Annotated in this window: 13 protein-coding genes and 1 pseudogene; 13 read left to right on the forward strand and 1 reads right to left on the reverse strand. The window is 31.0% G+C overall.

Annotated features, from left to right (window positions below):
- The first annotated feature begins 13 nt into the window (after positions 1-13).
- From RF683_RS02815 to RF683_RS02835, 5 genes and pseudogenes are all read left to right on the forward strand, one after another.
- Entirely contained in the window at positions 14-937 is a 924-nt protein-coding gene (locus RF683_RS02815; RefSeq protein WP_309532702.1) for an ABC transporter ATP-binding protein, read from the forward strand.
- Positions 938-940: 3 nt separating this feature from the next.
- On the forward strand, positions 941-1,948 hold the full coding sequence (locus RF683_RS02820; RefSeq protein WP_309532703.1) for a 3-oxoacyl-ACP synthase III family protein: 1,008 nt from the start codon (positions 941-943) through the stop codon (positions 1,946-1,948).
- 56 nt (positions 1,949-2,004) lie between these two features.
- The gene (locus RF683_RS02825) at positions 2,005-2,532 is read left to right on the forward strand and encodes a hypothetical protein (protein WP_309532704.1); all 528 of its coding nucleotides are present in this window, start codon (positions 2,005-2,007) and stop codon (positions 2,530-2,532) included.
- A gap of 83 nt (positions 2,533-2,615) precedes the next feature.
- Positions 2,616-3,218, forward strand: a complete 603-nt coding sequence (locus RF683_RS02830; RefSeq protein WP_309532705.1) for a hypothetical protein — start codon at positions 2,616-2,618, stop codon at positions 3,216-3,218.
- 57 nt (positions 3,219-3,275) lie between these two features.
- Positions 3,276-3,371 (forward strand): annotated as a pseudogene (locus tag RF683_RS02835) (3-oxoacyl-[acyl-carrier-protein] synthase III C-terminal domain-containing protein); the annotation flags it as partial.
- 100 nt (positions 3,372-3,471) lie between these two features.
- Here RF683_RS02835 and RF683_RS02840 read toward each other — a convergent pair.
- Positions 3,472-5,868, reverse strand: a complete 2,397-nt coding sequence (locus RF683_RS02840) for a TonB-dependent receptor (RefSeq protein ID WP_309532706.1) — start codon at positions 5,866-5,868, stop codon at positions 3,472-3,474.
- A gap of 128 nt (positions 5,869-5,996) precedes the next feature.
- Between RF683_RS02840 and argS the strand changes: the two genes are divergently transcribed.
- The 8 genes from argS to RF683_RS02880 all read left to right on the forward strand — a co-directional run bounded on the left by argS (position 5,997) and on the right by RF683_RS02880 (position 14,629).
- Positions 5,997-7,778, forward strand: a complete 1,782-nt coding sequence (gene argS / locus RF683_RS02845; RefSeq protein WP_309532707.1) for an arginine--tRNA ligase — start codon at positions 5,997-5,999, stop codon at positions 7,776-7,778.
- An 80-nt stretch (positions 7,779-7,858) separates the two neighbouring features.
- On the forward strand, positions 7,859-9,331 hold the full coding sequence (locus RF683_RS02850) for an SGNH/GDSL hydrolase family protein (RefSeq protein WP_309532708.1): 1,473 nt from the start codon (positions 7,859-7,861) through the stop codon (positions 9,329-9,331).
- Positions 9,324-10,787: a GDSL-type esterase/lipase family protein gene (locus RF683_RS02855; RefSeq protein ID WP_309532709.1), complete on the forward strand. Its 1,464-nt coding sequence runs from the start codon at positions 9,324-9,326 to the stop codon at positions 10,785-10,787. The genes RF683_RS02850 and RF683_RS02855 overlap by 8 nt, the downstream gene beginning before the upstream one ends.
- A gap of 10 nt (positions 10,788-10,797) precedes the next feature.
- Positions 10,798-12,471, forward strand: coding sequence for an MBOAT family O-acyltransferase (locus RF683_RS02860; RefSeq protein WP_309532710.1), 1,674 nt, complete (start codon positions 10,798-10,800; stop codon positions 12,469-12,471).
- 68 nt (positions 12,472-12,539) lie between these two features.
- Positions 12,540-12,743 carry a hypothetical protein gene (locus RF683_RS02865; protein WP_309532711.1) on the forward strand — a complete coding sequence of 68 codons (204 nt, stop codon included), beginning with the start codon at positions 12,540-12,542 and terminating at the stop codon, positions 12,741-12,743.
- Positions 12,733-13,032: a thioredoxin gene (gene trxA, locus RF683_RS02870; RefSeq protein WP_309532712.1), complete on the forward strand. Its 300-nt coding sequence runs from the start codon at positions 12,733-12,735 to the stop codon at positions 13,030-13,032. The genes RF683_RS02865 and trxA overlap by 11 nt, the downstream gene beginning before the upstream one ends.
- 4 nt (positions 13,033-13,036) lie before the next feature.
- Entirely contained in the window at positions 13,037-13,219 is a 183-nt protein-coding gene (locus tag RF683_RS02875; protein ID WP_309532713.1) for a DUF6132 family protein, read from the forward strand.
- 96 nt (positions 13,220-13,315) lie between these two features.
- Entirely contained in the window at positions 13,316-14,629 is a 1,314-nt protein-coding gene (locus RF683_RS02880; RefSeq protein WP_309532714.1) for a TolC family protein, read from the forward strand.
- The last annotated feature ends 35 nt before the right edge of the window (positions 14,630-14,664 follow it).

Below are 14,664 nucleotides of genomic sequence, written 5' to 3' on the forward strand. Positions count from 1 at the left end.
GTAGAATATTTTCATGCTCCAAGTCACTATTCAGGAATTTGCCTACCAAGATAAGCCTATCTTAAAAGGAATTGATTTTGTTTTGAATGAAGGCGAACAAATGGCAATTATTGGCGAAAGCGGATGCGGAAAAAGTACGTTGCTAAAATTAATATATGGCTTGTATGATTGTGATTCTGGTAATATTTTTTGGAAAAATGAACAAATTTTAGGCCCAAAGTTTCACCTCATACCTGGAATGTCATTTATGAAATATTTGGCACAAGATTTTGATTTAATGCCTTATGTTACAGTTGGAGAAAATGTTGGAAAGTTTTTATCTAATTTTTATCCTGAAGCAAAACAAAAACGTATTGACGAACTTTTAGAACTCGTTGATATGTTCGAATATAAACATACAAAGGCAAAACTTTTAAGTGGAGGACAAATGCAGCGCGTTGCTCTAGCAAAAGTATTAGCACAAGAGCCAGAAGTATTACTTTTAGATGAGCCTTTTAGTCATATTGATAATTTCAGAAAAAATGCATTACGAAGAAAGATTTTTGCCTATTTAAAAAATAAAAGAATAACAACGCTCGTTGCCACACATGATAGTAATGATGTGTTATCTTTTTCTGATCAAGTAGTTGTTTTAAAAGAGGGTAAAATTGTAGTACATACAAATCCTAAAGAACTATTTCAAAACCCTAAAAATAAGTATGTTGCCTCACTTTTTGGAGATGTAAACGAAATTAGGATTGATGGAACAATACATTTAGTATATCCTCATCAATTACAAGTGGTATCAAATTCAGGATTGAGTGTAATTATAAAAAACTTCTTTTATAAAGGAAGTCATTATTTATATGAATGCTCTCATAAAGATAGTGTCATCTATTTTGAAGATGAAAAAGAGCATCAAATAGAAAGTGAGTTATATTTAGAAATTAAAAAATAGAATATGTATCATTCAAAAATATCTGGTTTAGGCTATTATGTGCCTGAAAATATAGTAACCAATGATGATTTGTCTAAAATTATAGATACTAATGACGAATGGATTCAAGAGCGCACAGGAATTCAAGAACGCCGCCATGTAATTAGAGGAGAAGATACCACCACTTCAATGGGTGTAAAAGCAGCTAAAATTGCAATTGATCGTTCGGGTGTGGCTAAGGAAGATATTGATTTTGTCATTTTTGCAACGTTAAGTCCAGATTATTATTTTCCAGGTCCAGGTGTTTTAGTACAAAGGGAATTAGGTCTACGAACAGTTGGTGCATTAGATGTTCGTAATCAATGTTCGGGATTTGTTTATGCTGTTTCTGTTGCCGACCAATACATCAAAACAGGTATGTATAAACATATTTTAGTTATTGGTTCAGAAGTACATTCAACAGGTTTAGATATGACCACAAGAGGTCGTGGCGTTTCTGTAATTTTTGGTGACGGAGCAGGGGCAGCAGTGCTTTCAAGAGAAGAAGATGTTACAAAAGGAATACTCTCAACACACTTACATTCAGAAGGGCAGTTTGCTGAGGAACTAGCTTTAATTGCACCAGGAATGGGAAAACGCTGGGTAACCGATATCATTAGAGACAACGACCCTAATGATGAAAGTTATTTTCCTTATATGAACGGACAATTTGTATTTAAAAATGCAGTAGTACGTTTTAGCGAAGTCATTAACGAAGGTTTACAAGCTAATAATTTACAAGTTTCTGATATTAATTTGTTGGTGCCACATCAGGCGAATTTGAGAATTTCACAATTCATTCAACAGAAATTTAGATTAAACGACGACCAAGTTTATAATAATATTCAAAAGTATGGAAATACAACGGCAGCATCAATTCCAATTGCATTAACAGAAGCTTGGGAACAAGGGAAAATTAAATCGGGTGATTTAGTTGTTTTGGCTGCTTTTGGTTCTGGATTTACATGGGGAAGTGTGATAATTAGATGGTAATTTTTAGAGAAAAAATATATAGATAAAAAGTAATCTAGAAGAATTTTAAAAGACAAATGGAAATTAAAAATAAGTTTTATATAGTATTTTTTAGTGTTTTATTGTTAATCTCATGTAAAAAAGAAACAAATACAGAGGTTAATAGTTCTCTTAACGATAATAAAGCTATAGTTAGTTTGAAAGATAAAGAAGAAGAAAACCATATAGTAGTTAATAAAGACAGTATTAATATGAGATCTATTTTCAATAAATTTGAGAAAAACATTAAATTAAGCACAAATGAGTATCGTTTTTTTTGTCATTATATTATAAATAATAACGATGAGTCTTTATCTGAAAACACTGGATATTTAGTATTTCAATACTTTTTGAATAATAAAAGTTATTGTAATGATTTTCAAGTTTATTTGAAAACAGAAAAAGATCAGATAAAAGATAAAGTTTTAGTTGTTTTAGTTCAGTCTATGTGTATCGATTTAGCAGATGAAAAATATGATTACTATAAACTAATAAATGATTTTTCATTTTTTAAAGAAAGTAGATTAATAAAAAAAGAACTAGAAGAGTGTGTTAGTAATTATTAAAAAGACAATAAAAAGGTAATGTTTAACCTTTGGTGCACGAAACATATAGCGAGGTAGTTGCCTGCTTTAATAAATAACTATATATGAAAAATTATATTATAATTATCGTTTTAACTACTCTATTGTTTTCTTGTAAGAAATTTAACTACAATAAAAATGATGATTTGAAATTTATTTGTGATAAACCCCCTATTCTTTTAAACATATCTGTTATTGATAGTTTGTCAAGAAATGAAAATAAACTATCTGATTTTAAGGTAAATGATAGTGTTGGTTTATACAAGGTTTTAAAAAAAGCTTTTAATTTTTATGATATTTATTATTATTCTAAAATCAATAAAAACACTTATGTAATGTTTTATTCATATGATTACTCAAAAGCTTTCTTTCTTTTATCTCTGATTGATAATAAAGTCAAGGATTTTTATGAATTGGCATACATAAGTGGAGATGGTGAAGATTTTGATTTTAAAAAATCTGTTTATAGAAATGGGGTTTTTTATTCTAGCTTTGTTGGAGGAGAAAGGACGTTTACCTCGCCAAATGATACAATAAGATATAGATTTAGGGGTACATCAAAGATTTCCATTTCTAAAGATGGCAATATAACAGAAGACACACTTCGGATTGAAAGAAATTTTTTTGAAATAAAACCAAATGAATACAGTATTGAATCAAAATATTAGGTAATGTCGTAATGTTTCAGATTTAGTGATAAACCCCGCTAGATCACGGATTCTTTCGCTTGGGAACAAGGAAAAATTAAATCGGGAGATTTGGTGGTTTTAGCTGCTTTTGGTTCTGGATTTACTTGGGGAAGTGTGATTATTAGATGGTAATACCAAATTGAAAAAGTATAAACAGAATATAGATAAAAAACGCTCTGAATTTTCAGAGCGTTTTTGCTATTTACTAATCACTAACGACTAATTACTAAAATTAAAACATTCCGCCACTTTGTGTTTCGTTTTTATCTCTTTGTTTGCGTTGCAATTCTTTATTTTTTCCGCCTCCAAAATTGTAATTGAAACCTAAATAAAATGTTCTGCTTTCCCAATGAAATTCTCCAACTTGCTTATAAGGGATGTTTCCGTCAAATCCAAAATGCATCATGTTAAACATGTCATTTAATCGAGCAGAAAGAGTTCCTTTTCCTTTTAAAATGGTATAATTTGCCCCAAAATCAATTCTATACATAGGAGTTCTGGCATATTGTAAACTTAAATCTCTACCTCTATACATTCCAAATAAGTTGAATTTAAGATTTTTAGTTGCTGAAAACGTATTGTTTAATCTAGTATTAAAAGTTGTTACGTTTACTTCTCCGTTTTCAGGTAAATTTGTAGTAAGATTAGTTACTGTTCCGCGAACTGTTTTAAAGTAAACATCTGCACTCGCATTGGTAAACCACCACTTAGTTAAACGAAGATTGGCACTAATCTCTGCACCAACCGAATGATTGTTCTTAAAATTATCAAAAGATAAAATGTTGTAATTTGGATTCGTAGCATCTGAATAGATAACTCTTGAAATTTCAGCATTAATCATTCTATAAAAAACAGCTGAAGTTATAGAACCTATTTTTGTATTTTTAGTATAATTTACTTCAAATGAATTTGTAAATTGAGGTTCTAATGCAGGATTTCCTCTAGATTCCATTTGAGGTGTACGCCATTCTCTAATAGGGTTTATTTGTCCGTTACTTGGCCTGTCAACTCTTCTCGTATAATTTAAATTGAATGTATTGTTATCATCCATTTTATACGTTAAATAAGCAGAAGGATAAATGGTAAAAATAGCATCTTTTATATCTGCATTTTGGTTATTTGCACTATTTGATGAAATTTTTACAGGATGTGCAAACAAATCATATTGCTCTGCTCTAGCACCAACTTGTGCATTAAATTTCCCGAATGATTCACTGAAATTAGCATAAATAGCATGAATGTTTCTATTAAAGTCAAACGTGTTTAAATCAGAATAGGTGTTAGAAAAATCGATGAAATTGTTTTTACCTCCTTGAATTCTACTTTCATATCCTAATTCTAATTTTGAAGTTTCAGATAATGGATTTACATAATCAATATTAAATTGACTATATGATGTTTTCCCAGAAATATCATTTGTACTTGAAACAGAATTGTCTAAAAAATGAGATAAATCCGAATTGTCTGTTACAGAATGATTAGCTTGAAATTCAATTGTTTCTCCTTTTTTCTTAAAATTATGTTTGAAATTTAAGTCATAGGTGTATGTAAAATTACCACTATTGTTCCAGTTTTTTTGATATACATCTGTATTACTTGTGTTATTAAAATAATCTACAATGGTATTAGAATCTCCTTTTCCGTCAAAGAAATTTAAATTAGTAAAAAAAGATAATGTGTTGTTGTCATTGATGTAATAATCAGCACCTAATTTTAATAAATGTGAAGTGTTTACATTAGTAAAACCAAAACTTTGATAGTTTTCTAAAGAAGGTCTTTCACTATTTACATACCCATAATTTCTGTTTTTCCCGTGATTAAATCCATAGTTAGAATAAAAATTCACTTTACCTACTTTATAATTTAAATTTAGAGATTGGTTAGTTTTTGGTGTTACCCCAAAGGTTACACCTGAGGTTAAACTACCATTAAAACCAGTTCTTGAGTTTTTATATAAAATTATATTAATGATACCACTATTACCATCTGGATTGTATTTTGCAGAAGGATTAGTAATAAGCTCTACTTGCTTGATTGATGCAGAAGGAATTTGCTGCAATAATTGTGTAGCATCAATATTTGTAGGTTTACCATCTACAAATACACGTACATTACTATTGCCACGTAAACTTAGTTCTTTTGTTTGTGGGTCAATGCTTACCGTTGGAATATTATTAAAAATCTCTGATGCTGTAGCTCCAGAAGCAATTAAATCTTTCCCCACATTTACTACTTTTCTGTCTGCTTTTTGTTCTATTGTGGAGCGCTCTTTTACAATAGTTACCCCTTCAATTTCTTTTGACTCGCTTTCTAACGTAATCGTCCCAATAGAAGCCGTTTTCTTTGTTGCGCTTAATTCAATATTTTCTACATATTTTTTATACCCTACAAAATTGATTTCTAGTACATAAGGTTTTAATTCTAAGTTTGAAAACGAAAAACTTCCATCTTCTTTAGTCATTGCGCTAGCAATAATTTGAGTTGCATTTTTAATTTTTACTGTAGAAAAACCAATACCTTCTTTGGTTTTACTATCAATAATTTTGCCTGTAACACTTCCTGATTTTTCTTGGGCAAACAAGTTGCTAATAGTTAAAAAGAGGGCAAATACTACTAATTTAATTTTCATAATTGATGTTTAAAATGTTTTGCTTTTATAAAATTCACATTGGTTAGACATATATTTCTCTTTTTTGTTACAAAACAATTTAAGTAATCATCAAAATATGTATCTTTGCACGTTTAAAAAATGAGACTATGACCCTACACCAAATTCTTACTCCACAAATTCAAAAAGCAGTTCAAGAACTGTTTTATTTATCTATTGATAAAGTTGAATTTCAGGCTACGAGGAAAGATTTTGAAGGCGATGTTACTATGGTAGTTTTTCCTTTAGTAAAAATGCTAAAAGGAAATCCAGCTGAAATAGGAACAAAAATAGGGACTTATCTAGTTGAAAATGTTTCTCAAGTAGCTAAATTTAATGTGGTTGCAGGTTTTTTAAATTTAGTAATTGCAGATGATTATTATGTGTCTTTTTTACAAACAATTAAAAACGACGAAACATTTGGTTTTGTAGCGCCAAAAGCAAATGAAAAGGCCGTTATGGTAGAATATTCTTCGCCAAACACAAATAAACCCTTGCATTTAGGTCATATTCGAAATAATTTATTAGGTTATTCGGTTGCTGAAATATTGAAAGCAGCTGGAAAAAAAGTGTATAAAACGCAAATCATTAACGATAGAGGAATCCATATTTGTAAGTCAATGTTGGCTTGGCAAAAATTTGGTAATGGTCAAACCCCTGAGTCAACAGGCTTAAAAGGAGATAAGCTGGTAGGAAACTTCTATGTGGAATTTGACAAACAATATAAAAAAGAAATTTCAGAATTAATTACACAAGGTAAAACAGAAGAAGAATCAAAAAAGCTAGCACCTTCTATTTTAGAAGCACAACAAATGCTTTTAGACTGGGAAAAGGGAAAACCTGAAGTAATTGCGCTTTGGAAAACGATGAACCAATGGGTTTATGATGGATTTGCTGAAACTTATAAAAATTTAGGTGTAGATTTTGATAGCTACTATTACGAATCGAATACGTATTTGCTTGGAAAGGAAGTTGTTCAATTTGGACTTGAAAAAGGAATATTTGAAAAAGATCCAGATGGATCCGTTTGGATTGATTTAACGGCTGATGGTTTGGATCGTAAAATTGTCCTTCGTTCAGACGGAACCTCAGTGTATATGACACAAGATATTGGAACGGCTATACAACGTGTTAAAGATTATCCAGATGTTGGAGGAATGGTATATACTGTTGGTAATGAACAAGATTATCATTTTAAAGTATTATTCTTAATCTTGAAAAAATTAGGATTTGATTGGGCCCAACATTTATATCATTTATCTTATGGAATGGTAGAATTACCTTCAGGAAAAATGAAATCTAGAGAAGGTACAGTTGTTGATGCAGATGATTTAATGCATGAGATGACTGCTACAGCACAAGCAATTTCTGAAGAATTAGGAAAATTAGACGGATATTCAGAACAAGATAAAAAAGCATTATATAAAACAATAGGATTGGGTGCACTTAAATATTATATGTTAAAAGTAGACCCTAAAAAACAAATGCTATTCAATCCTGAAGAATCTGTTGATTTTAATGGAAACACAGGGCCATTTATTCAATATACTTATGCTCGTATTCAATCTATTTTGAGAAAAGCTACTTTTGAATATAAAACGGTTGTTATTGATTCCGTTGAATTGCATGAAAAAGAAAAAGAGCTAATTAAGCAATTAGAATTTTTCCCCGAAACGATTCAACAAGCAGCGGTTCAACACAGCCCAGCTTTAGTAGCAAATTATACTTACGACTTAGTAAAAGAATTTAATTCGTTTTACCAAAACGTTTCAATTTTAGGTGAAGATGATGAGAATAAAAAAATTTTTAGAGTACAATTAGCAAATCTAGTGGGGCAAACAATTAAAAACGCATTTCGTTTATTAGGTATTGAAGTGCCTGAGCGAATGTAAAATAATCTTAGAATTTTGAATTAAGCGTATAAACTTAAGGTGTAAAATCTCAAATTTCTATATTTTGAATAATTAAAATAATGAACAATACGAATAAATCCTATTTTTTTCAATCTTGGCTAATAGTTTTAGTAGCTATTGCTTCATTTATTGGGTTTAAATCATTTTTACCCAAAAAAATATTTCCCGATTCAAAATTAGACGGAAAAAATGTAGTAGTAGATAGTTTATTACTTGAAGCGGTTTCTGAGGCTAATCAAGGAGAAGAAAAAGATACGCTTTCTAATACAACCATAAAATTCAATTCCAATCCATTAGGGGTTAAATTTCCTGATGAAAAATTTGAAAATTTTAAAGGGTATCAATATTTAATCCCGTTTTTTGAAAAATTATATCAATTAGAAACCAAAAAACAAGGGAAAGCACGTATTGCTTATTTTGGGGATTCTATGACAGATGGAGACTTGATTGTACAAGATGTACGAACTATGTTTCAGGATAAATTTGGAGGTGAAGGAGTTGGCTTTGTAAATGTCACTTCTGAATCGGCAGGCTCAAGAGGAACAATTGTTCATGAGTTTTCGCCTAATTGGAAAACACAATCTTATTTAAAAGTAAAGTCCCCAAGCCGTTCTTTTGGGGTCAACGGACATGTGTTTTTTGCAAAAGATACAGCACACGCTACTTGGGTAAAATATAAAGCATCGGGCAAAAAATATTTGACTACCTTATCTAATCCGACATTGTTTTATGGTAAGTCACCACAAAAAAATGCAAGTATTTTTTATAAAAACGGTAAAGATACAATCTTTAAAAAGCTGAGTCCAAGAGCAATATTAAATACGTTGCAAGTAGCCCCTTCAGTTAATTCATTAAAAATTAATTTTTCTAAAGCTGATTCTATTCCTTTTTATGGCTTTAATTTTGATAATGGCAAAGGTATTCATGTAGATAATTTTTCATCAAGAGGCAATTCAGGTCTGCCACTCGGAAATTTAAATAAAGATTTAATGAATGCGTTCCAACAAAAATTGGGTTACGATTTAATTATACTTCAGTTTGGAACCAATGTTTTAAATTATGGCTCATTAAATTATTCTTGGTACGAAAGAAAAATGAAAACAGTGGTCGCGCATTTGAAAGAATGTTTTCCTGGAGCTGCCATTTTAATTATTTCTACAGCAGATAAATCGACAAAATATGATTTAGAAATGAAAACAGATTCTGCAGTTGTGCCACTTTCAAGCGCTCAAAAACGTTATGCGGTTCAAGCAGAAACAGGTTTCATAAATCTGTATACACTTATGGGTGGTGATGGTTCTATGGTACAATGGGTAGAAGATGTTCCTGCAAGAGCTAATAAAGATTATACGCATTTTAATCATAGAGGTGCTAAACAAGTGGCAGGTATGATTTACAATCAATTAAATGCTGGCTATCAAGAGTATAAAAAACTGAGATCTAAAGCTATTTTAAGCCGAAATAATGCACCTGTATCTAATGAGGCACAACCTACAAATTCTTCATTACCAAAAGATACTATTAATGAATAAATGGCTAGTTTATATAGTGGTACTAAGCGGTATACTTACTGCGCAAGGTCAAGTTGATTCTACAAAACAAATATTGGACTCAATTCGGGTTGCCAAAGATTCTGTGATTGTGTCAAGTGACAGCATTGATTTTCCGTTAGATGTGTCTAATTTTGAACCTTTTAACAATGTTGTTTTAAATGAAACTGCATTGGAAATTTTTTTTCAAAAACTACTTGATTTACAGCAAAATAAACGTAAAAAAGTACGTATAGTTCATCTGGGTGATTCGCACATTCAGGCCGATTTATTTACAGCTATGATGCGAAAAAGAATGCAAAGTATTTTTGGTAATGCTGGTTTTGGATTTACATTTCCCTATAGTGTAGCTAATACGAATAATAGTGCGCCAATTCGTTATCATGCTTCAGGAGTTTCGTTTACTGCGGTAAGAAATTTATTCGCGGATACCTCTAAACCAGTTGGACTTAGTGGAATTGCGTTACAATCAAAATCTTCAAATTTTGCTATTCAGTTGCAAGTAAAAGATCCACAATACTACTTTACAAAAGTGCAACTTATTACCCCTCAAAATCAAAATTTATTCTCCCTTTCATTTGAAGAAAAAAAAGAACTAATTACAATTGCTGTACCCAAAAAAATCACACATCAAGTGAAGTCAGGCGAAGTATTGGGCAGTATTGCTGAAAAATATGGTGTTACATTAAAGCAATTAAAAAAAGCTAATAGTCTTAAGAATGATTTTATTAGAGATGGAAAACTATTAACTATACCTTCAAAACAAACTAAACCTCAATCGATTGTTAAAACGTCATATGTTCCAGTTGCTCTAGAGTCAGCGTTTATTGGCTATCAATATAAGGCGTCAAAACCTTTAGATCAAGTTACTCTAATTCCAAATGAGGGTAAATTAGATTTTGCTTTAAATGGAATTGTATTGGAAAACGATGCTGCAGGAGTGATTTATAGTGGTATTGGTGTAAATGGCGCAAAATGTAGTGATTACAATAAATTCCCTATGTTTTTTGAGCAATTACCAGTCTTAGAAGCCGATTTAGTTATTATTTCATTAGGAACGAATGAAAGTTTTGATAGGCAAGAGGCGCTAGTTTATATGAATCAACTTCAAACTATGCTAAACGCTATAAAGAATCAATTGCCTAACGCAGCTATTCTTGTTACAACACCTCCGCCGTCATTATTGCATAGAAAAGAGCAAAATAGTTATATCGAATCGTATAGTCAAACTATTCGTAATCAAGCGCAAGAAAGTCAGTATGCGGTTTGGGATTTGTTAGCTATTTTTGGAGGAAATAAAAATATTCAATTAAATACACGAATGGGTTTATTAGCAAAGGATAAAGTTCATTACTCTAAACTAGGCTATGAAAAACAAGCAGAATTGTTTTTTGAAGCTTTAATGCAATCTTTCGAATTATATAAATCAACAAAATAGATAGCATACCATGATACAAGAGTGGTTTTATAAAAATATTGGAACAATAACACCAGAACAAATTAAAAGCTGGTTCATTTTTGATGAAAAAGCACCGTTATTGTTTAATACAGGGCTTTTTTTAGGCTTGTTTTTGGTTTTTTATTTTTGGTATATCTTACTAAGAAAAGCAACTACCGTACGAATGATTTATGTTATTGCATTTTCGTTGTTTTTTTACTATAAATCAAGTGGTATTTACTTTCTTTTATTAATTGCTTCCTCTATTGTAGATTATAATTTAGGTAATTTAGTTCATCGTACCCAAAGTGAAATCAACAAAAAACTATGTTTAGCATTTAGTATAGTGCTGAATTTAGGTTTTTTAGGGTATTTTAAATACAGTAACTTTTTAGTTGAAGGAATTAATAATTTGACTGGTTCAAAATTTGCTTTTTTTGATGTTATCTTACCTGTAGGTATTTCTTTTTATACCTTTCAATCCATCAGCTACATTATTGAAGTATATCGTAAGGAGATTGAGCCTACCAAAGGATATATCGATTATCTGTTTTTTGTGTCGTTCTTTCCTCAGTTAGTCGCAGGACCAATTGTAAGAGCCAAAGATTTTTTACCACAAATTTATCAAAAACTACATGTTTCTCAAGAAGATATAAACCGTGCATTTTTATTAATTATTGGAGGTTTAATAAAGAAAACAGTCATTTCAGATTATATTTCTATTAATTTTGTTGATCGTATTTTTGATTTGCCAAATAGCTATACGGCTTTTGAAAATCTGATGGCTTCTTATGGCTATACCATTCAAATATATTGTGATTTTTCAGGATATTCTGATATGGCAATAGGCGTTGCTTTATTGTTAGGGTTTAAATTACCAACAAACTTTAGAACACCCTACCAGTCAGCTTCAATTACAGAATTTTGGCGAAGATGGCATATTTCATTATCCACCTGGTTAAAAGACTTTTTGTATATTTCTGTAGGAGGGAATAGGAAAGGAACCTTTGCAGGATTCTTATTCCCTGCTTTATTCTTTTCGGGATTACTAGCATGGGGAGCCTATTATTATGAAACAAGTGTTATACCACTTTACTTAGCAATGGCTTCAGTTCTCATTTTTTGTTGTACTTTTTTATTTTCAAAGGATAGAAACAAAACGATGTTTACTAATGTTAATTTACTTACCACAATGTTACTAGGAGGTTTATGGCATGGGGCAAGTTTACGTTTTATTATTTGGGGTGCTTTACATGGTATTGCTTTAGCCGTTCATAAAATTATTTTAGAGTTTTTCCCAAATAGAGAATCTAAAACATCATTTGCAACATCAGCGTATCGACTATTTTCTATTCTGTTAACGTTCCATTTTGTAGCTTTTTGTTGGATATTCTTCCGAGCAAAAGATTTTACTACAGCGCTACAAATTATAACTAATATTGGTAAAATTACTTTTGATTACGAACAATGGTGGGTAATTATTCAAGGCTATAAAAACGTGTTTGTTTTGATGTTTATCGGGTATTTTTGGCATTATATACCAGAAAAAGTAATGCTTGCAGTACAAAATGTTTTTGTTGCTTTACCACTAATAACAAAAGCTATCGTTTTAGGGTTTATTTTCTGGTTAGTCTATGCTACAGCTACGGCAGGCCCCCAACCCTTTATTTATTTTCAGTTTTAAATGAATGTAATAATTGTTACAATTTTTTCATTTAAATTGACTTTACTTTGCTTTATAAAGTTAGTGCTATGAAGAGATTATTAACAATTAATTGGCATTTTATGCGATTATTTAGAATGGCTATTGCCTTATTTTGTTTTTACACCGCTTTTGAACAGCGTGAATGTACTTTCGGAATATTTGGGTTGTTTTTTTTACTTCAAGCAGTATTCAATTTAGGATGTGGTTCTCGAGGTTGTAATGTTCCACTAAAAAAGAAAAATGATGAGTAAATTTAATGAATTAATCAATGGCGACAAACCTGTATTAGTTGATTTTTATGCTACTTGGTGTAGTCCATGTAAATTGCTTGCGCCTAATTTAGTTGCAGCAAAGGAAGAACTTGGCGATAAAGTTTCTATTGTAAAAATAGATGTTGATGCTAACCAAGAAGCAGCCGCTGTTTATCAAGTTCGTAGCGTTCCTACATTACTTTTGTTTAAAAACGGAAAAGTACTTTGGCGTCAATCAGGGGTTGTTGCAGCAGAAGAAATAGTCTCCATCATTAAACAAAAAATGTAGAGATATGTTTAATAAATACAGTTTAACGATACTTGGAGTTTTAATTGGTGCACTTGGTGGATACGCATATTACCATTTTGTAGGTTGTACATCAGGTACTTGTACGATTACTTCAAAACCTCTAAATAGTACTCTTTATGGGGCAGTAATGGGAGGCTTACTATTTAATTTGTTTGAAAAGAAATAGCTTTTTTATGTAACAATTATTACATGCTAATGTAACTCTTGTTACCAACAATAGATTTTTGACATTGTACTTTTGTTCGCAAATAAATTATGTACGATGAAAAAAATCAAGTTACTATTAATATTAAGTATTTTGTTTGGAGTTGGAAAACTTCAAGCGCAAGATACATTGTCCATTTCAAAAAATGAGTTGCTGCAAAAAGTCATTGAGAAAAATCTCCAAATCAAAGCAACAGAAAAAGCGTTTCAGTCAGCTCGTGCAGATTATCGTCAGTCAAACGCACTTTTTTTACCAAACATCAATGTTTCGCATACGGGAATTTCCACTACAAATCCTTTAATGGCTTTTGGTTCAAAATTAAATCAGGAAATTTTAACCGCCTCCGATTTTAATCCAGCGTTGTTAAATGACCCTGCTAAAACGCAAAACTTCGCTACTCGTATTGAAGTACAACAACCCTTAATCAATTTAGATGGTTTATACGGTCGTCAAGCGGCTAAAGCTAAAATGGATGCTTTTCAATTACAAACCGAACGTACTATAGAATATTTGAAACTAGAAGTGTCAAAAGCTTATATGCAATTGCAATTGGCTTATAAAGCGGTTTCGGTTTTAGAAAAAGCAAATTCAACAGCAAAAGGAAACTTAAAATTAGTTGAAAACTATTTCAAAAATTGCATGTTGCAAAAAACAGATTTGCTAAACGTGCAAGTTCGTGTAAATGAAATTACAAATCAATTGCAGTATGCCAAATCGAATGTGCAAAACGCATCTGAATATTTAGCGTTTCTTCTGAATGAAGATATGGCTGGAAAAACCTACAAGCCTACCGAAGCTTTAGATAACGTAATTGCCATAGAAAGTATAAATTCCACAATTTCTGATTGCAGAAAGGATATTCAAGCAATGCAAAAATCTTCGGAAGCGTACAAAAAAATGCTACAATCTTCAAAATTTGGATTCTTACCAAGATTAAATGCTTTTGGAAGTTATGAATTGTATGACCAACATGTGTTTCAAACTTCAGCAAAAGGTTATGTAGTAGGCGCACAATTATCATGGAATGTTTTTGACGGATTTAAATCTTTTGGAAAAACACAAAAAGCAAAAGCTGATTTTGAAAAAGCCGAAATTGAAACCAACCAATATAAAAAACAAAGCCAATTAGAATTGAACAAAACCAATCGCCAATTGGTAGATGCTGAAAATAAAGTGAATTTATCCAAATTAGCCTTTGAACAATCGCAAGAAGCTTTTAGAATTCGCCAAAACAGATTCGCACAAGGATTAGAAAAAACAACCGATTTATTACTAGCTGAAACGCAAATGGCACAAAAAGAATTAGAGCATTTGCAAGCTGTTTTTGAATATAACTTTACCAAACAATACTTACAATTTTTAACTAAATAATCTTCCTGCAAGGTTTTTTAACCTTGTAGGTATAA

It is taken from the genome of Flavobacterium sp. 20NA77.7, assembly GCF_031326205.1.
Taxonomy (GTDB): Bacteria; Bacteroidota; Bacteroidia; order Flavobacteriales; family Flavobacteriaceae; genus Flavobacterium; species Flavobacterium nakdongensis.

What these genes read in the sequence shown, in the direction of transcription:
- RF683_RS02815 (WP_309532702.1), top strand. Translation starts at nt 14, where the DNA reads ATGCTCCAAGTCACTATTCAGGAATTTGCCTACCAAGATAAGCCTATC.
- RF683_RS02820 (WP_309532703.1), top strand. Translation starts at nt 941, where the DNA reads ATGTATCATTCAAAAATATCTGGTTTAGGCTATTATGTGCCTGAAAAT.
- RF683_RS02825 (WP_309532704.1), top strand. Translation starts at nt 2,005, where the DNA reads ATGGAAATTAAAAATAAGTTTTATATAGTATTTTTTAGTGTTTTATTG.
- RF683_RS02830 (WP_309532705.1), top strand. Translation starts at nt 2,616, where the DNA reads ATGAAAAATTATATTATAATTATCGTTTTAACTACTCTATTGTTTTCT.
- RF683_RS02840 (WP_309532706.1), bottom strand. Translation starts at nt 5,868, where the DNA reads ATGAAAATTAAATTAGTAGTATTTGCCCTCTTTTTAACTATTAGCAAC.
- argS (WP_309532707.1), top strand. Translation starts at nt 5,997, where the DNA reads ATGACCCTACACCAAATTCTTACTCCACAAATTCAAAAAGCAGTTCAA.
- RF683_RS02850 (WP_309532708.1), top strand. Translation starts at nt 7,859, where the DNA reads ATGAACAATACGAATAAATCCTATTTTTTTCAATCTTGGCTAATAGTT.
- RF683_RS02855 (WP_309532709.1), top strand. Translation starts at nt 9,324, where the DNA reads ATGAATAAATGGCTAGTTTATATAGTGGTACTAAGCGGTATACTTACT.
- RF683_RS02860 (WP_309532710.1), top strand. Translation starts at nt 10,798, where the DNA reads ATGATACAAGAGTGGTTTTATAAAAATATTGGAACAATAACACCAGAA.
- RF683_RS02865 (WP_309532711.1), top strand. Translation starts at nt 12,540, where the DNA reads ATGAAGAGATTATTAACAATTAATTGGCATTTTATGCGATTATTTAGA.
- trxA (WP_309532712.1), top strand. Translation starts at nt 12,733, where the DNA reads ATGATGAGTAAATTTAATGAATTAATCAATGGCGACAAACCTGTATTA.
- RF683_RS02875 (WP_309532713.1), top strand. Translation starts at nt 13,037, where the DNA reads ATGTTTAATAAATACAGTTTAACGATACTTGGAGTTTTAATTGGTGCA.
- RF683_RS02880 (WP_309532714.1), top strand. Translation starts at nt 13,316, where the DNA reads ATGAAAAAAATCAAGTTACTATTAATATTAAGTATTTTGTTTGGAGTT.